Annotated in this window: 15 protein-coding genes; 10 read left to right on the top strand and 5 right to left on the bottom strand. The window is 64.2% G+C overall.

Annotated elements, in window-relative coordinates; genetic code table 11:
* Positions 1-4: 4 nt before the first annotated feature.
* From YUU_RS0128915 to YUU_RS0128900, 4 genes are read left to right on the top strand one after another with little or no spacing between them, the layout of a single operon-like run.
* Entirely contained in the window at positions 5-1,408 is a 1,404-nt protein-coding gene (locus YUU_RS0128915; protein WP_027525514.1) for a hypothetical protein, read from the top strand.
* Positions 1,405-2,556, top strand: a complete 1,152-nt coding sequence (locus YUU_RS0128910) for a Gfo/Idh/MocA family protein (RefSeq protein ID WP_027525513.1) — start codon at positions 1,405-1,407, stop codon at positions 2,554-2,556. Before YUU_RS0128915 ends, YUU_RS0128910 begins: the two co-directional genes overlap by 4 nt.
* A 12-nt stretch (positions 2,557-2,568) precedes the next feature.
* The gene (locus tag YUU_RS0128905; protein ID WP_027525512.1) at positions 2,569-3,759 is read left to right on the top strand and encodes a dihydrodipicolinate synthase family protein; all 1,191 of its coding nucleotides are present in this window, start codon (positions 2,569-2,571) and stop codon (positions 3,757-3,759) included.
* Entirely contained in the window at positions 3,759-4,622 is an 864-nt protein-coding gene (locus tag YUU_RS0128900) for a sugar phosphate isomerase/epimerase (protein WP_027525511.1), read from the top strand. Before YUU_RS0128905 ends, YUU_RS0128900 begins: the two co-directional genes overlap by 1 nt.
* A gap of 27 nt (positions 4,623-4,649) precedes the next feature.
* On the opposite strand, the gene YUU_RS0128895 is transcribed toward YUU_RS0128900, so the two are convergent.
* From YUU_RS0128895 to YUU_RS0128880, 4 genes are all read right to left on the bottom strand, one after another.
* Positions 4,650-6,059, bottom strand: coding sequence for a Spy/CpxP family protein refolding chaperone (locus tag YUU_RS0128895; RefSeq protein ID WP_245288118.1), 1,410 nt, complete (start codon positions 6,057-6,059; stop codon positions 4,650-4,652).
* A gap of 542 nt (positions 6,060-6,601) precedes the next feature.
* Positions 6,602-7,819, bottom strand: coding sequence for an ornithine--oxo-acid transaminase (rocD, locus tag YUU_RS0128890; protein ID WP_027525509.1), 1,218 nt, complete (start codon positions 7,817-7,819; stop codon positions 6,602-6,604).
* Positions 7,820-7,882: 63 nt separating this feature from the next.
* Positions 7,883-8,557, bottom strand: a complete 675-nt coding sequence (locus YUU_RS0128885; RefSeq protein WP_156944560.1) for a potassium channel family protein — start codon at positions 8,555-8,557, stop codon at positions 7,883-7,885.
* Positions 8,558-8,574: 17 nt separating this feature from the next.
* A complete protein-coding gene (locus YUU_RS0128880) occupies positions 8,575-9,807 on the bottom strand; it encodes a cytochrome P450 (protein ID WP_027525507.1) in 1,233 nt (410 codons plus the stop codon).
* A gap of 104 nt (positions 9,808-9,911) precedes the next feature.
* Here YUU_RS0128880 and YUU_RS0128875 point away from each other — a divergent pair, with 104 nt between their 5' ends.
* Positions 9,912-10,451 carry a phosphonopyruvate decarboxylase gene (locus tag YUU_RS0128875; RefSeq protein ID WP_027525506.1) on the top strand — a complete coding sequence of 180 codons (540 nt, stop codon included), beginning with the start codon at positions 9,912-9,914 and terminating at the stop codon, positions 10,449-10,451.
* Complete coding sequence (locus tag YUU_RS0128870) at positions 10,448-11,038, top strand: thiamine pyrophosphate-dependent enzyme (RefSeq protein WP_027525505.1); 591 nt, start codon at positions 10,448-10,450, stop codon at positions 11,036-11,038. The genes YUU_RS0128875 and YUU_RS0128870 overlap by 4 nt, the downstream gene beginning before the upstream one ends.
* 5 nt (positions 11,039-11,043) lie before the next feature.
* Here YUU_RS0128870 and YUU_RS0128865 read toward each other — a convergent pair whose 3' ends face one another.
* Entirely contained in the window at positions 11,044-12,012 is a 969-nt protein-coding gene (locus tag YUU_RS0128865) for a DMT family transporter (protein WP_051389934.1), read from the bottom strand.
* Between the two features lie 128 nt (positions 12,013-12,140).
* Here YUU_RS0128865 and YUU_RS0128860 point away from each other — a divergent pair, with 128 nt between their 5' ends.
* From YUU_RS0128860 to YUU_RS0128845, 4 genes are all read left to right on the top strand, one after another.
* Entirely contained in the window at positions 12,141-12,809 is a 669-nt protein-coding gene (locus YUU_RS0128860; protein WP_027525503.1) for a GntR family transcriptional regulator, read from the top strand.
* 74 nt (positions 12,810-12,883) lie between these two features.
* Positions 12,884-13,585 carry a TetR/AcrR family transcriptional regulator gene (locus tag YUU_RS0128855; protein ID WP_027525502.1) on the top strand — a complete coding sequence of 234 codons (702 nt, stop codon included), beginning with the start codon at positions 12,884-12,886 and terminating at the stop codon, positions 13,583-13,585.
* 1 nt (position 13,586) lies between these two features.
* Positions 13,587-14,777: an efflux RND transporter periplasmic adaptor subunit gene (locus tag YUU_RS0128850; protein WP_027525501.1), complete on the top strand. Its 1,191-nt coding sequence runs from the start codon at positions 13,587-13,589 to the stop codon at positions 14,775-14,777.
* A gap of 71 nt (positions 14,778-14,848) precedes the next feature.
* Positions 14,849-17,944, top strand: coding sequence for a MexW/MexI family multidrug efflux RND transporter permease subunit (locus YUU_RS0128845; RefSeq protein ID WP_027525500.1), 3,096 nt, complete (start codon positions 14,849-14,851; stop codon positions 17,942-17,944).
* Positions 17,945-18,009: the final 65 nt, after the last annotated feature.

The following is an 18,009-nucleotide window of genomic DNA, read 5'->3' as shown; positions in this document are numbered from 1 at the left end:
GGCCATGCCGTTGCGCCTGAAGCTGCGAGATATAGCGTTCTTCGAACGTCCCGTGCGTTTCGCGCGGCCGTTCCGCTTCGGCGCGATCACGCTTCACGCGACACCGCAGCTCTTCGTGCGTGCCGAGATCGAGGTCGAGGGCAGGGGAATTGCGATCGGCGCCAGTGCCGAGCTGCTGGTGCCAAAATGGTTCGACAAGCGGCCCGAGCTCTCGCCGGCGCAGACGGTCGATGGCTTGCGACGGTCGCTTCAGATCGCGCGGGGGCTGTATCTTGCGCAGACCGGTTTCCTGACCGCGTTCGAGCTGCATGCCGCGTGCATCGGCGCGCAGGTGGCGGCCTGCGCCAAGGAGAACATTCCGCCGCTCGCTGCGGCCTATGGCCCCGCCGAGATTGACAAGGCGGTCCTCGACGCATTGCTGCGCGGCGTCGACACCAGTTTCTTCGACGGGATGGCCCAAAACATCGCCGGCATCGACGAGCGCCTGTCGCCTGATCTCAGTGAAGGCGATGTCGGCCGCTTTCTTGGGCTTGCCAACCAGCACCGGTCCCGGCGTATCGCGATCCGTCATACCGTCGGCCTTGAGGACAAGGTCGAGGGCGAAGGCGGTGTTGCCGATCCACGCGCAAATTCTGGCGCGCGTTACTTCAAGCTCAAGCTCGGCGGCGACCCGGAAGCGGACGCCGCGCGACTGATCCGGATTGGCGGCCAGCTTGCGACGTTGCCTCACCATTACAGCATCACGCTCGACGGCAACGAGCAGTACACCGATTTGAGCGCCCTTGAAGTGCTGGTTGACCGACTGGAGCGCGACAGCGCGCTCGCACCCATCACGGGCAGGTTGCAATATATCGAGCAGCCGCTGCCGCGCGATATTACCCAGCGGACGCCGCTCGGCGCTCTCCGTCGTCGCGACTTCATTATCGACGAGGCGGACGATTCCTATGACGCTTGGCCGACGGCTTTCAGGCTCGGCTATAGCGGCGTATCCTCGAAATCCTGCAAGGGCTTCTACAAGTCGATAGTGAACGCGTCCAGGATGATCGCGCGCGATATGGACGGGGCCGAATGTTTTGTCGCCGGTGAAGACTTGACCTGCCAGCCGGGGCTCGCCCTGCAGCAGGATCTTGCACTGAGCACACTGCTTTGCCTCGATCACGGCGAACGCAACGGCCACCACTATGTCGACGGCTTTGGCGATGCGCCCGCAGAGGAAGCGCAGGCCTTCGCGGCGGCGCATCCCGATCTCTATGCCGATTCTGGCCGGGGCATCCGTCTTTCCATTCACGGCGGCGACCTCCTGACGGGATCGCTCGCCACACCGGGCTTTGCGACGTCGGTCCATCCGGACTGGTCGGCGCTGGCACCCCTCAATCAGCCAGAATCCCTTCAGGAGCAATTGGCATGACCACGCAGCGCCTCGGCCTCATCATGAACGGCGTCACCGGCCGCATGGGGCTCAACCAGCATCTGATCCGCTCGATCGTCGCGATCCGCGACCAGGGCGGCGTCAGGCTGAAGAACGGCGACCGCGTGATGCCCGATCCGATCCTGGTCGGCCGCAGCGCCGACAAGGTCGAGCGGCTGGCAAAACAGTTCAACATCGCGCGCTGGACCACCGATCTCGATGCGGCGCTCGCCGACATGAACGATAGCGTGTTCTTCGACGCCGCGACCACGCAGGCACGGCCGAACCTGCTGACCCGCGCGATCAACGCCGGCAAGCACGTCTATTGCGAGAAGCCGATTGCGACCAATTTCGAGGAAGCTGTCGAAGTGGTGCGGCTCGCCAACGCCAAGGGTGTCAAGCACGGTACCGTGCAGGACAAGCTGTTCCTGCCGGGATTGAAGAAGCTCGCGTTCCTGCGTGATTCCGGATTCTTCGGCCGCATCCTCTCGGTGCGCGGCGAGTTCGGCTATTGGGTGTTCGAAGGCGGCTGGCAGGAGGCGCAGCGGCCATCCTGGAACTATCGCAATGAGGATGGTGGCGGCATCATCCTCGACATGGTCTGCCACTGGCGTTACGTGCTCGACAACCTCTTTGGCGACGTCGAGAGCGTGGTCTGCATCGGCAATACCGATATTCCCGAGCGCTATGACGAGCAGGGACAGAAGTACAAGGCGACGGCCGACGACTCCGCCTACGCCACCTTCCAGCTCAAGGGCGGCATCATCGCCCATATCAACATGTCCTGGGTGACGCGCGTCTATCGCGATGATCTCGTCACCTTCCAGGTCGACGGTACGCTTGGCTCGGCGGTGGCGGGCCTCTCTGACTGCATGATCCAGGCACGGCAGGCGACGCCCCGGCCGGTGTGGAATCCCGACGAGAAGCGGCTGCACGATTTCTACGGCGACTGGCAGAAGCTGCCGGACAACGTCTCCTACGACAACGGCTTCAAGGAGCAGTGGGAGATGTACATCCGGCACGTCTGCGAGGATGCGCCGTACAAGTTCACGCTGCTCGAAGGCGCCAAGGGCGTACAGCTCGCCGAATGTGCGCTGAAGAGCTGGAAGGAGCGACGCTGGATCGACGTCGCACCAATCAAGGTCTGAGAGGAGGGAGCCATGAACAAGCCAGTCCCGCAGATATCGTCGTTGTCGCTCAAGCTGCCCAGGGCGGATCGCTCGATCGAGACCTATCGGCTCGCGGCCTCGCGCAGCTTCCCTGCCAAGCTCGAGGGCACGCTGAACCGCTTTGCGTTCTCGGCCGCGCACATGGTGGCCGATCCGCTCGCCGACAACGATCCCTGGCTCGCGGCTGCCATCGACTGGGACAAGACCATTGCTTTTCGCGAGCATGTCTGGGATCTCGGCCTTGGTGTTGCCGAAGCCATGGACACCGCGCAGCGCGGCATGGGGCTGGACTGGCCGACCTCGCTGGAATTGATCACGCGTTCGGTTGCGGCCGCAAAGTCGCGCAATGCGCTGGTGTTCTCCGGCGCGGGCACCGATCACCTCGCAGTGGAGGATGCCAAAGGCCTCGACGATGTGATCCGCGCGTATGAAGAGCAGGTTGCGGCGGTCGAGAAGGTTGGCGGTCGGATCATCCTGATGGCGTCGCGCGCGCTGGCAAAGCTCGGCCGCGATGCCGACGACTACGCCAGGGTCTATGATCGCGTGCTGTCGCAGGTCCGCGAACCCGTGATCATCCACTGGCTCGGCGACATGTTCGATCCGGCCCTGACCGGCTATTGGGGTACCCAGGATCTGGACAGGGCGATGGATACCGCCGTCGCGATCATCAACGGCAATGCCGCCAAGGTCGATGGCGTCAAGGTCTCGCTGCTCGACAAGCAGCGCGAGATCGACATGCGCCGTCGCCTCGACAAGCGCATCAAGATGTACACCGGCGATGACTTCAACTATGCGGAGCTGATCGCCGGCGACGAACAGGGATTTTCGCACGCGCTGCTCGGCATCTTCGATGCCATCGCGCCGGCGGCCTCCTATGCGCTGTCGCGGCTGGCGGCCGGCGACGAGGCCGGCTTCCATGATGTGCTTGGGCCGACGGTGCCCCTGTCGCGTCACATCTTCAAGGCGCCAACGCGCTTCTACAAGACAGGTGTGGTGTTCATGGCCTATCTGAACGGTCATCAGGATCATTTCACCATGGTCGGCGGTCAGGAGAGCGCGCGCTCGACGCTCCATCTGGCTGAGCTGTTCCGGCTCGCCGATCAGGCCGGGCTGCTTGCCAATCCGGAAGCCGCGACACAGCGGATGAAGACCGTGATGGCCTTACGCGGAATCGAGGGCTGATGCGCGACTTCTCTTCCGACCATCGCTGGCTGTCGCTGAACACGGCAACGGTCCGCAAGCAGGGCGACCTCGTCGCCATCATTGACGCCTGCGCGCGGCACGGCATCCGTGCCATCGATCCCTGGCGCGATCAGGTCGCGGCCGTCGGGCCCGATCGCGCCGCACGCGCGGTGCGCGACGCCGGGCTTGAGCTCTCAGGCTATTGCCGCGGCGGCATGTTCACGTCTGACGCTGCGCGCCGCGCGGAGGTGCGCGACGACAATCGCCGCTGCGTGGATGAAGCCAAGGCGCTCGGCGCCTCCTGCATCGTGCTGGTCGTCGGCGGCCTGCCGCAATATTCGCGGCCGGGCAGCGGCGCCTCGAAAGATATCGTCGCAGCGCGTGCGCAGGTCGAGGATGCTCTCGCTGAAATGCTCGATTATGCCAGGCAGGCAAAGCTGCCGCTAGCGATCGAGCCCTTGCATCCCGCCTATGCCGCGGACCGCGCCTGTGTGAACACGACGAAGCAGGCGCTCGACATCTGCGACCGGCTCGATCCAGGCCGCACTGGCACGTTGGGCGTCGCGCTCGACGTCTATCACATCTGGTGGGATCCGGAGCTGATGAGCCAGATCGCGCGCGCGGGCCGAGACCGCCTGCTGGCGTTCCACGTCTGCGACTGGCTGGTGCCGACCAAGGACATCCTCAACGACCGCGGCATGATGGGCGACGGCGTCATCGACATCAGATCAGTGCGCAAAGCGGTCGAGGCGCAAGGCTATGCCGGCTATTCCGAGATCGAGATCTTCTCCAACGACTGGTGGGACAAGCCGATGGATGAGGTGCTGCTCAGCTGCATCGAACGGCACCGGACCGTGGTCTAGAATCAAGTCACAAGCAACTGGTGGCAATCACTGGCTTGCCGTCCGGGGCATCGTGTTGAAGCGCGCCTTCTGCTCGCTGCTGAGCGTCGCGTAGAACTCGTCCAGCACCGGCTGCACCCAATTGGCCGCCTCCAGCATGGCTTCGAGTCGGTGCTGCATAGCTTCCAATCGCCCAATCGGCGTCAGCGGCACTTGATCCGGGCAGACAGCTTGCAGTCCTTTAACAGCCTGCTTGGTCGCGTCGCTCAGGCGGTCGAGCGCTTCCTTCTGCTTGCCGGCCGGCTGTACCACTGCATCGATCCGTTCGATCGGCAGCTCCGTCAGGCTTGATTTCGGATCGCCGCAGCTCTCGCCCTGAGCATTCGCTTCCTGCTGCTGGGGCTGCTGTTGCGAAGGCTCGCCGACATTGGGGCCGAGCGCGTTGAAGCGCGCCTGCTGCTCGTCGCTGAGCGAACCATAGAACTTCTCGAGCGCCGGCCGAACGATCTTCACGGCCTCGAGCGTGGCGCTGACGCGGTTCGTCATCGCGCGCAAGCGGCCGGGTGGCGTCAGCGGATAGGAATCATTGCAGGACTGCTTGAATGCATCGGCAGCCCGTGCCGCCGCGGCCTTCAAGTCGTCGAGCAAGCCGCGCTGTTCGGGCGTCGGCCGGACCGCCTGCGTGATCGACTCGAACGGCCAGGCCGTCACGCCCTTGTCCGGAGCGTCACATAGTTGCCGTAGCGCCTGCTGGCTTGCGCTCGAGCCCCGCCGCGCGCGGTAGCCGCCACCGGTTTGCGGATAGTCATAGGGGTTGGTGCTGGCATAGGCTGAATAGGCGCCATCCCCGCCCCAGAACACGGTGTCGACGAAGTCGTCGTAGGCATAGGCCCAGTAGCCGGGGTCGTACCCGTAGGACCAGAACGTGTAGTCGAAAATGTCGGAATAGGCGTAAGGCCAGAACACTGGGCCAAGCCACGCCACGAAGACCGCAGGATGGCGGTGCTGCCAAGCCTCCCGGGGAGCCCAGCCGCTCTGGCGGGTCATGAGTGCCGCCTGGCTCAGCGGAGTGGCCTGCTCGCGGAAACGTTCCGCAAATCGCCCGCGCTCGGCGGCCTGCATGGCGGCGGCTCGCCCGACTGCGGCTTGCGCAGGCCCCAACCGCTGCAGGCGCGCCTGATCGCGCTGCTGCATGCTCTGCTCGCGCTGCAGCAGGCGGTTCTGTGTTTGCAGCGTCCGCTCCTGTGCACGTTGCGCTCGCAGGCCTTCCGGCTTCTGCGACTGCAATTGTTGCACGCGCTGTTGCAGCCGATCGATGCGGGTTTGACGTTCCGTGCTCTGGCGCGACAGCGCGTCGCGCTGCCGTTGCTGTACCATTTGCTGGCGCTGCTGGATCTGCTGCTGGTGCTGTTGCGCGCGCTGTTGCACCTGCTCCTGTCGCGACGGCCGCGCGCTCACGGCAGGTGGCGCGCTTGGGCGAGAGGGGGCGGCGATATGCGGCGTCGGCCGCGGGGCCATGGCCGGACGTTGTGGCGCTGCTTGCGGGTGATGGAATTCAGGCCGGGGGGCCGCCACATGCGGGGCCGCTCGCGGCGGCGGCGCAGCGAAGTGTGGGGCCGGACGCGGTGGCGGCGAGGCGAAGTGAGGCGCAGGGTGCGGCGCCATCGCGGGGCGCTGTGGCATGGCCGGTGGATGGAACGCGGGTGCAGCGGGGCGTGCCATGGCTGGCGGCGCCGCCGGGCGGGCTATAGCAGGTGGTGCGGCTGGATGCGGCGCCGCTGCCGGTGGTCCACCCCTTCCATGGGGGTTCTGGGCGGACGCTCCCACGCTCGCTACGATCATCGAGACACCAACCAAAAACGCCGAAAGGCAAATGCCACGCGGAAGCATGATCGCAACTCCACGCTCGTCCCAATCGCCCGCAATCGTTCAACGCGCTGGCGGCGATATCGTTCGTTCTTGACTGCCGCCGGTCTTGCGGTCTTCCGACGCAGGCAGCCTCAGGAGAAATCCCGCGTGAGGGTGGTGGCGAACCGTTCCAGCGCCCAGTCGACCTGATCGCTGGTGATCACCAGTGGCGGGGCGATGCGGATCGTGTGCTCATGGGTATCCTTGGCGAGGATGCCTTCAACCTGCAGAGCCTCACAGTAGCGGCGCGCGGGGCCGGCCTCTGGATGTAGTTCGACCGCCAGCATCAGCCCGCGTCCGCGCACGTCGCGGACGGTGTTGGCGCGGATGCTACTGAGGCCTTCCAGGAAGCGTTCACCCTGCACCGCGGCATTCTCGATCATTCCTTCCTCGACGAGCACGCGGAGCGCTGCCCGCGCCACAGCACAGGCGAGCGGATTGCCGCCGAATGTCGAGCCGTGCTGGCCAGGCTTCAGCGTGCCGAGGACTTCGTTGTTCGAAAGCACGGCCGAGACGGGATAGAAGCCGCCTGACAAGGCTTTGCCGAGCAGCGTCACGTCCGCCTCGATGCCTTCGTGCTGTTCCGCGAGCAGCTTGCCGGTGCGGCCGAGCCCGGTTTGGATCTCGTCGAGGATCAGCATCACCTCGTGCGAGGAGCAGAGCTCGCGGACCCCTGTGAAATAGCCTGCCGGCGGAATGATGACGCCGGCTTCGCCCTGGATCGGTTCGACCAGGAAGGCGACGGTGTTCGGCGTGATCGCCTCCTCGAGGGCTGCGGCATCGCCGAACGGAATGATCCTGAAGCCCGGCGCGAACGGTCCGAAGTGCCCGCGCGTTGCCGGATCCGTCGAGAAGCCGACCACACCGAGAGTGCGTCCGTGGAAGTTGTTGGCGCAGACGATGATCTCGGCTTGTCCGTCCGGCACGCCCTTCACCTCATAGCCCCATTTGCGCACCGACTTGATCGCGCTCTCCACCGCCTCGGCCCCGCTGTTCATCGGCAGCACCTTGTGCGAGCCGGTCAGCTCCGCAATCTCCTCGTAGAACGGGGCGAGCTGATCGTTGTGGAATGCACGCGAGGTTAGGGTCAGTCGGCTCGCCTGCTCGACCATGGCGGCCAGAATCTTGGGGTGACAGTGGCCCTGGTTGAGAGCCGAATAGGCGGAGAGGCAATCCAGATAGCGGTTGCCCTGGGTGTCCCATACGAAGACGCCTTCGCCGCGCGACAGGACAACGCCGAGCGGCTCGTAATTGCGGGCGCCGAAACGCGCCTCCCTCGCGATGAAATCAGCGACTGGCGGACTACTCATCCTTTGTCACTCCAGCTTGTCAGCCTCACGCATTCTAGCCGAAAATGCGTGACACGTTCAAACTCACTCCTTGTCGCGGTGCTCGAGCTCCAGCGTCACCAGCCTCGCCAGCAGGGTGGCCGGATAGAGCTGTCCGAATATGGCTTCGAGATTGCAGAGGCTGCGAACGACGGGATGCACGGGTGCAACGTCGCCATAGCCGGTCGTCGTCATGGTTGCGAAGCTGAAATAGATCACCTGGCTTGCCAGCGCCGGACTATCCTCTACCTTCATGCCGGAAAAGGCTTCCGGCACGAGCGACCCGACGAACGTGAAAAGGGCTGCGAAGATTACGGCGACCGTGAAGTAGAGCAGGACGGCGCCGATGACGCGATGAAAATTGATGCGCCCAGGTGCAAAGGTCGCGCGTGCCACCGCCCACGCCATCGTGACGCCGAGGATGAACCATGAGCCGGCAAAGAGGTTGAGGTCGAGCAGCGAGGGCGAGTGGAATCGCAGGACGGCGCCGGTGACGATCATGACGAGTGCGATCAGCATCGCGCCGACCGCGATCGGACTTCCCGAGATGATGAAGATGCCGCAAACGAGCAGCAGGGCGAGCACGAGCTCGGACACCTGGAAGGCGAAGATCCCGAGTGCCTGCAGCGGTGCAACGACGAACATCATGACGACGAGGAGGCCCGTCAGCGCCGTCAGGAGGGGATCGGCCCAGCGGTCGCGCAAGCTCTTGATACTCATGGAATCCTCGCCACGCGTCAGCCGATGGAGCACGGCACGTTGAGGAAGCCGCGGAACCGGACGCGGCCACCGCGCACGGGCTTCCCGCTCAAGGCATAGTTCGGGAAGCGCGCCAGGAAGCGCGAAATCGCGATCGCGCCTTCCAGCCGCGCCAGCGCCATGCCGGCACATTGATGCGCGCCGGTGGCGAAAGCGAGATGCCGGTTCGGCGTGCGCGCGATGTCGAAGATCTCAGGATCAGGAAATTGCACGGGATCGCGGTTCGCGGCGCCAATGCACAGCGTGATCGAGGTGCCGGCCTCCAGCATCACGCCGCCGAGCTCGACCGCTTCGGTGGTCATGCGGTTGCCGAGCTGGTTCGAGCTCTCATAGCGCAGCATCTCCTCGACCGCCGTCTTGATCAGGTCGGGGTTCTGGATCAGCCGCTGCTTCTGGTCCGGATGGCGATCGAGTGCCACGAGGCCATTGCCGATCAGATTGGTGGTGGTCTCGTGGCCGGCATTGAGCAGGAAGATGCAATTGTGCAGCAGCTCGGTCTCGGTCAGCCGCTCGCCGTTGTCCTCACCGCTGCCTTCTCCTTGGATCAGGCGAGTCAGCACGTCGCGCTCGGGATTGCCGGGCTTTTGCCGGCGGCGCGCGACGAGCGTCTGGAGATAGCTAAGGAAATCCTTCACCGCTTGATTGCCGCGCGCAAAAGCCTCCGGCGAGACGACTGGCTCGAGCGCGCCCAAGATCGCCAGCGACCAGCCGCGCAGCGGCTCGCGCTCGTCATGGGGGACGTCGAGCAGGTTGCCGATCACCTCGATGGGAATGGTGGCGGCGTAATCGCCGATTAACTCGCAGTCGCCTTTGGCAGCGATCGCATCGAGCAGCCGGTCAACCAGCGCGATGAGGTCGCCCTCCATGCTGGCGATCGCGCGCGGCGACAGCGCGCCCATGATCAGGCGCCGCACGCGGGTGTGCGCGGGCGGATCGTTGAACACGAGGCTCGTGGTGTGGTGCTCGTAGAGCAGGGAGGCGCCGTATTTCGGCGTGAACTCCTTCTTCTTGTCCGAGCTGAACGATCTCGTGTTCTTGTAGGTGGTGACGAGATCGTCATAGCGCGTCAGGAACACCGTGCCGTTCGGCAGGCGCTTGACCGGCTCGTTCTCCCGCAGTGCACGATAGGTCGGGTAGGGGTTGTCGTAGAACTCGGGCGTCAGCCGCTCCAGGTCGAAGCTCGCCGCCAGCTCTCTCGCGTGTGCGTTCATCCCGCTATACTCACCGGTTAAAGCCGATATGCCGTTATTGTTCTTCGAACGACGCATGCGTCCGTCTAGACTTCTTCCGACTTGCTAGCCGACTGGACACCAAAATGCACGCGCGCACTGATGCTGATGCCCCGCCGTCATGGCCCGACGAGATCTTCGCGGTCCTGGAGCGCTTCGAGGTCCGGCAGGTGCCTTATGTGCCCGATGCCGGTCACTCCCAACTCATCAAGCGCGTGCTCGCGTCATCTAGCATGCGCGGCATTCCGCTCACGACCGAGGAGGAGGGCGTGGCGCTGCTGGCGGGCGCCTGGACCGGCGGGCAGCGCGGCGTGCTGCTGATGCAGTCGAGCGGGGTCGGCAACTGCATCAACATGCTGTCGCTGATCCCGATCCTGCGCTTTCCGTTCCTCACGCTGGTGACGATGCGCGGCGAATGGGGCGAGTTCAATCCCTGGCAAGTGCCGATGGGATCGACCACCCAAGGCGTCTTCGAACTCTCCGGCGTCCAGGTCCTGCGTGCATCGCATGCCGCCGAAGTGCCGGCCGTGTTGGAGGCCGCCGCAGCGCAGGCCTACAACGCGTTGACGCCGACCGCCGTCCTCCTGTCGCAGCGCCTGATCGGCGCCAAGGTTTTCACCAAATGAGCAAGACCAATCTCCTCGATCGCCGTCAGGTCGTCGCCGCGCTGCTTGCGAACCGCAGGGATGTGGTCGCGATCGGTGGCTTGGGCGCCTCGACCAACGACATCACTGCCGCCGGTGACCACGCGCGCAATTTCTATCTCTGGGGCGGCATGGGCGGCGCCGCGATGATCGGCCTGGGGCTGGCGCTGGCCCAGCCAGAACTGCCGGTGCTTGTCATCACCGGCGACGGCGAGATGCTGATGGGGATGGGCAGCCTTGCCACCATCGGCCTGCAGAAGCCCGCCAACCTCTCGATCGTGGTGCTGGACAATGAGCGCTACGGCGAGACCGGCGGCCAGACCAGTCATACCTCGGCCGCCGCCGACCTCGTCGGCGTCGCCAGGGCCTGCGGCATCGGGGATAGCCGGGCGATCTCCACCATGGCGGAGGTCGAGAGCTTCGCCGCGTCCGTCCATGACGTCAGGGGCGGCCCCCGCTTTGCCAACGTGAAGATCGACAGCGCCGAGCTGGCCCGCATCCTGCCCACCCGCGACGGCACCTACATCGTCAACCGGCTGCGCGGCGACCTCGGGTTCCCGCCGATCTAGCTCGGTCACTTCCCGTCCAGCTTGCGGACGTGAGCGGCGACGATGAGCACGCCCGACACGATCAGGACACCACCGATCGTCTGCATCCATGTCATCCGTTCGTCGAGGCCGAGATAGCCTGAGATGACGGTTGCGGCCGGTCCCAGCGCGCTGATCATCGCGACGCGGCTCGCGCCGATACGACGCAGTGCCTCCGCCATCATGAACAGGGGCATCACGGTTGAGAACACCGCCATGGCAAGCGCGAGCTCGTAGACGCGAATGGGCAGCACGAGCGCGCCGAGCGGCCGCAGCAGCAGGAACTGCACGATGCAAAAGACGCTGGCCGCGGCGGTCGCATAGGCCGTGAAACGGATCGATCCGAGCCTGGCAACGACTTCGCCACTGCCGACGAGATAGATCGAGAAGGTGACCGCGCTGAGCATCACCAGGAGAGCACCCAGCCAGAAGTTTGCGTTCGGCTTGTCGAACTGGGCGGAGAGTACGAGCGCGACGCCCGCATAGGTGATGAGCAGCGCAACGACTTCGCGCTGCGAAATCCGCTTGCCCAGGACCAGCGCGGAAATGATCACCACGATCGTCGGATACAGGAACAGCAGCAGGCGGCCGATCCCGGCGGCCACGAATTGCAGTCCGAACATGTCGAGAAAGCTCGACAGGTAGTAGCCGATGAAACCAAGCGCCGCGAGGGCCATCGCGTCGCGTCTTGTGAGCGGGGCGGGAGCTGCCGAGGAACGGTGATGAAGCGACAGCGCCGCGGCCAGGAACGGCAATGAGAAGATCATCCGCAGCGCCAGCAGCGTCACCGGATCGCTCATGTCCTCATAGGCAAGCTTGACGAAGATCGCACGCAGCGAAAACGCGATCGCCGCGACCGCCGCCAGGCCGACGCCGACGAGGTTGTGAGCGGCGGACACCGGGCGGGCGGTGCTGACCGCATCCGGCATCTCTTCGTCATCCGTGGTCGTCGTCATTCCTCACCTTCTTTCCCTGGAATACTGTTTTGGGATACCAAAACGAGGTTGAATGGGATACCAAAAAGGGATACCATTGTTCACAATTGCGAGCGGTATGACGCGCGCGGAAGGCTGGAGATTTCGGCGTGTCGCAGATGCTGCTGATCCACGATCAGCTCAGGGAAATGATTCTCTCGCTGGACCTCGGGCCCGGCGAGCGTCTGACCGAGCGCTGGCTGGAAGGTCGCTTCCAGAGCTCGCGCACGCCCATTCGCGCCGCGCTGGCGCGGTTGGAGGGCGAGGGCCTGGTGCAGCGGGAGGGGCGGAATTGGGCCGTGGCCCCGATCGATCTCGGCGAAATCGAAGCCCTGGCCGAATTTCGTGAGCCGCTCGAGGTGACCGCGGTGCGGCTTGCCTGCGCGCGAGCGGCGTCGGCGGATCTCGATGGCATCGAAGAAATGCTCAATGCCTGCCGTTCTGACGTGCCACGCGAGGAGTGGCACAAGATCGGTACCGACTTCCATGTCGAAATTGCCCGGCTCAGCGGCAACAAGTTTCTCGTCGCCGCGATCGACGGGGTGATGATCAGGCTCTCGCGAGCCCGCTGGCTCGAGGTCTGGACCGAGTCGTCACGCGAGCAGGCCTGGAGCGAGCACCGCCGAATCCTCGGCTATATCCGCAGCGGGCAGTCAGAGGAGGCCGCACGAGAGGCTTCTGCCCATGTGCGCGATACGCGGGATCGTCTGCTGCGCTCGCTGAACGCGGACCGGCGCGGCCTCCGCGCCCGGGGGTTTGCTATCGTCGGGGCGCGCTGAGCTTTGTCACCTCATCGAGGTTGCATCGCAGCACTCTACTTGACTTTTGCGTGGGTGAGTGCTTACTCACTAACATGAGCTCACTGCGTATGACGAGCGACCTGAGGAGGCAACTCATCCTCGGTGCCGCGAAACGTTGCTTTGCCCGTCACGGGTATACCGGCACCACGACCAAGAGCGTGGCGGCCGCCGCTGCCATTTCTGAAGCGCTGCTGTTCAAGCATTTCCCGTCCAAGGCCGCGCTGTACGCCGAGATCCTCAGCGACGAGTGCGAGGCTGATCCGGCACTGATGGAGCTTCTTGAGCGGGAGCCGTCAACAGCCACCCTGGTCGAGCTGATCCGGAGCATGGTCGAGCACTTCATGCAGATCGCAGACAGCCCGGATCAGGAGGAGGCGCAGCGCCTGCGGCTGATGGTTACTAGCCATCTGGATGATGGCGAATTCGCGCGCCTGCTATATGCCAAGATCGAGAATCTGATCGGAGCCGTTTTCGTCGCCTCGCTGGAGCGCGCGGTGGCGGCGGGCGACGCAAGGCCCTGCGCAACGGATCCGCTCAACCTGTTCTGGTTCGCGCACCATTCGGTGATGACGGCTGCGCTGACCAGGCTGCCGGCCACGCCTTGCCTCGCCTACGGCAAAGCGGGCGATCTGGGGCGGCAGCTCTGTGAGTTTCTCCTGAGAGGTATCGGACTTAACGACGCCGCAATTGCTTCGCATCTGGGCCACGTTTTGGCGCCGGGTGCCGGCGAGGCGGCGATTGCAGAAAGTGCATGACATGAACATCGTGGCTGAACACAAAATATCGGGCGAACCGATCGACAAGGCGCCCAAGCGCCCGGTGAAGCCGGTGCGCTGGTTCATCATTGTCGGTTTGCTGCTCGGCGCACTCGTCGGCGGGCTGGTCTGGTTCAATTCTTTCCGTGGCCAGATGATCAAGCAGTTCTTCGCCAACAACAAGCCGCCGCCGGTGAGCGTCAGCGCGGCCGAGGCGAAGTCCGAGGTGGTGCCGAACCTGTTGACCGCGGTCGGCGAGCTCGCCGCCGTGCATCAGGTCAACGTCACCGCCGACGTCAACGGCCGTGTCACCGAGATCAAGTTCGAGCCGGGCGCGCATGTCGAGGAAGGCACGCCGCTGGTGCAGCTCTTCGACGCGCCAGAGCAGGGTGACCTTGCCAACTTCAAGGCGCAGGCAACGGTGGCGCAGCTCTCCCTCGACCGCGCCAAGCAGCTCGCCTCACGCCAGTTCGGTCCGCAGGCGACCGTCGACCAGGCGCAGGCTTCCTACGATCAGGCGATGGCAGGCATCGCCAAGACGGAGGCGCTGATCTCGCAGAAGCTGGTGCGGGCGCCGTTCTCCGGCGATCTCGGCGTGCGCAAGGTCGAAGTCGGCCAGTATCTCACCGCGGGCACGGCCATCGTGTCGCTGACGGATCTGTCGGTGCTGTGGGCCAATTTCACGGTGACGGAGAAGGACTCAGGCAATCTGAAGGTCGGCCAGACCGTGCGGCTGAAGGTCGATGCCTATCCGGGCCGCGTCTTCGAGGGCAAGATCACCACCATCGAGCCGCAGATCGCGAGCGACACCCGCAACATCCGCGTGCAGGCGACGATCGCGAATCCGGACAAGATCCTGAAGCCCGGCATGTTCGTGACCACGACGGTGGTGCTGCCGGACAAGCCTCCGGTGATCACCGTTCCGGAGACGGCGGTCGACTACACGCTCTATGGCGACTCGGTGTTCGTCATCACGGAGAAGCAGGGAGAGGACGGCAAGACCAGCCTGAATGCCGTGCGCACTTTCGTGCAGACCGGCAATCGGGTCGAAGGCCGCGCCGAGATCCTCAAGGGCCTGAAGCCGGGTGACAAGGTCGTCGCCCTCGGCCAGCTCAAGCTGCAATCGGGCGCAGCCGTGGCGATTTCGCCCGATCCGGCGCCGGCCATTCCGGCGCAGCCGCCGCGCTACTGACAACGCGCTCGCGTGATCCGGCCTGACGCCGGATCACGCCACTCAAGCAAAACGAATTCGAGATCGCCGCGATGGCCTTTACCGATATCTTCATCAAGCGACCGGTCCTGTCGGTCGTCGTCAGCCTGCTGATCCTCCTGATCGGCCTACGTGCGGCGATGGTGCTGCCGATCCGGCAATATCCCAAACTGTCGAACACGGTCGTGAACGTCACGACCTCTTATCCCGGCGCGTCCGCGGACCTGATCCAGGGCTTCATCACGACGCCGATCGAGCAGGCGGTCGCGTCCGCCGAGGGCGTCGACTACATCACGTCATCGTCCGTGCAGGGCACGAGCACGATCCAGGTCTACATCAAGCTGAACTTCGATCCGAACCAGGCGCTCACCGAGGTGCTCGCCAAGGTGAATTCGGTCAAATATCTGATCCCGAAGGAATCGAACGATCCGATCGTCACCAAGACGACGGGCCAGACCACGGCGGTGATGTATATCGGCTTCTCCTCGGAGGAGCTCTCGGGCTCGGCGATCTCGGACTACCTGACGCGTGTGGTGCAGCCGGTGCTGTCGACCGTCGACGGCGTCGCGTCGGCCGACATCCTGGGCGGCCAGACCTTTGCGATGCGGCTGTGGCTTGATCCCGTGAAGATGGCCGGCCGCAATGTGTCGCCGGCCGATGTCGCGGCCGCGATCACCGCCAACAACTTCCAGTCGGCGGCCGGCCAGACCAAGGGCTATCTCATCGTCTCCAATATCAATACCAACACGGGCCTCACCGACGTCAATCAATTCAAGAAATTGATCGTCAAGGCCAAGGACGGCGGCTTCGTTCGGATGGAGGACATCGCGACCGTCGAGCTTGCCGCCCAAAGCACCGATGCGAGCGTCGCCTTCAACGGCGATCATGCCATCTTCATCGGCGTGAACGCGACGCCGCAGGGCAACCCGCTCACGCTGGTGAAGGGCGTGCGCGCGCTGTTCCCCGAACTGGAGCGCAATCTGCCGCCGTCGATGAAGATGAAGGTCGCCTACGACTCGACCAAGTTCATCCAGTCCTCGATCGACGAGGTCGAGAAGACGCTTGGCGAGGCCGTGATCATCGTCATCGTGGTGATCTTCCTGTTCCTGGCCTCGTTCCGATCGGTGATCATTCCGGTCGTCACGATCCCGCTCTCGATGATCGGTGTCTGCACCCTGATGCTCGCGATGGGTTTCACCTTCAACCTGCTGACGCTGCTCGCGATGGTGCTCGCCATCGGTCTCGTCGTCGACGACGCCATCGTGGTGGTGGAGAACATCCACCGCCATCTGGAGGAGGGCAAGACGCCGGTGCAGTCTGCGCTGCAAGGCGCGCGCGAGATCGTCGGGCCCGTCATATCGATGACGATTACGCTGGCCGCGGTGTATGCTCCGATCGGCTTCCTCGGCGGCCTGACCGGTTCGCTGTTCCGCGAATTCGCCTTCACGCTTGCAGGCTCGGTGATCGTGTCCGGCGTCATCGCGCTGACACTGTCGCCGATGATGTGCTCGGTGCTCCTGAAGAGTGCCGACGAAGGGCGCTTCGGCAAACTCGTGAACAAGGTGTTCGGCGCGGTGACGCGCTGGTACGGCCGCAAGCTCGACCGCTCGCTCGACTATCGTCCAGTCACGTTCCTCTGTGCGATGACCATTCTGGGATTGGTCGGATTCCTGTGGTTCCATACCTCGGCTGAGCTTGCACCCGAGGAAGATCAGGGCATCGTGTTCGCGGTGACCAAGGCGCCGAAATACGCCAACATCGACTATCTCGATTTCTATGGCGAGAAGCTCGACAAGAAGTTCCAAAGCTTCCCCGAGACCGACCTGCGCTTCGTGCTGAATGGCATCAACGGCCCGCAGAACGGCATCGCCGGTATGCTGCTAAAGCCCTGGGACGAGCGCAAACGCTCGTCGATCAAGCTGAAGCCGCTGGTGCAGGCTGAGCTCTCCAAGATCGAGGGCGTGCAGGCGTTCGCCTTCAACCTGCCGCCGCTGCCGGGCGGGCCGGGCGGTCTGCCGGTGCAGATGGTGATCAACTCGACCGCCGGTTTCCAGACCGTCTATGAGCAGATGGAGAAGCTGAAGGACGCCGCGCGCAAGAGCGGCATGTTCATCGTCTCCGACAGCGATCTCAACTTCAACCAGCCGACGGTGAAGGTGAAGATCGATCGCACCAAGGCGCAGGACCTCGGCATCAACATGCAGAACGTCGGCAGCGCGCTGGCGGTGCTCTTGGGTGGCAACTACATCAACCGCTTCAATCTCGAGGGACGCTCCTACCAGGTGATCCCGCAGGTGCCACGCGGCCAGCGGCTCTCGCCTGAGTTGCTCGGCGGCTACTACGTGACGACGAACACCGGTCAGCAGCTTCCGCTGTCGACGGTGGTGTCGATCGAGACCTCGACCGATCCGAACTCGCTGTCCCACTACAATCAGCTCAACTCGGCGACCTTCTCGGCCGTGCCGATGCCGGGCGTGACCATGGGACAAGCGGTCGACTTCCTCGAAGGCGAGGCCAAGAAGCTGCCGCAAGGCTTTAGTCACGACTATCTCTCCGAAAGCCGACAGTACGTGCAGGAGGGCAATCAGCTTCTCATTACGATGGGATTTGCGCTGATTATCATCTTCCTGGTGCTGGCGGCGCAGTTCGAGAGCTTGCGTGACCCGCTGGTCATCATGATCTCGGTGCCGATGGCGATCGTCGGCGCCCTGATCCCGCTCTATTTTGGCGTGGCGACCATGAACATCTACACGAAGGTCGGATTGCTGACGCTGATTGGCCTGATCACCAAGCACGGCATCCTGATGGTGGAGTTCGCCAACGAGCTCCAGATCAACGAACGGCTCGACCGCCGCTCGGCGATCGAAATGGCGGCCCGCATCCGTCTGCGGCCGATCCTGATGACGACAGCTGCGATGGTCACCGGCCTGATCCCGCTGCTGACCGCGACGGGCGCCGGCGCGGCCAGCCGGTTCTCGATCGGCCTCGTGGTCGTGGTGGGCATGTCGATCGGCACGCTGTTCACGCTGTTCGTGCTGCCGGCGGTCTATGTGGTGCTCGCGACCGACCACCGCGCCAAGACCGAATCCGAACGGAACAAGCAGATCGAGGCGCTGGATGTCGGCTCCAGCGCGCTGCGGCCGACCTGAGGCCGATCGATCGAAGATGCAAAGCGGCGATGGCCATCGCCATTGCCGCTTTTTTCTTGTCCCAT

Origin of the sequence: Bradyrhizobium sp. Ec3.3 (genome assembly GCF_000472925.1) — a bacterium.
In the GTDB taxonomy this organism is placed as follows: Bacteria; Pseudomonadota; Alphaproteobacteria; order Rhizobiales; family Xanthobacteraceae; genus Bradyrhizobium.
Note: the sequence above shows the minus strand (reverse complement) of the source record. Positions and strands in the feature narration are given on the sequence as shown.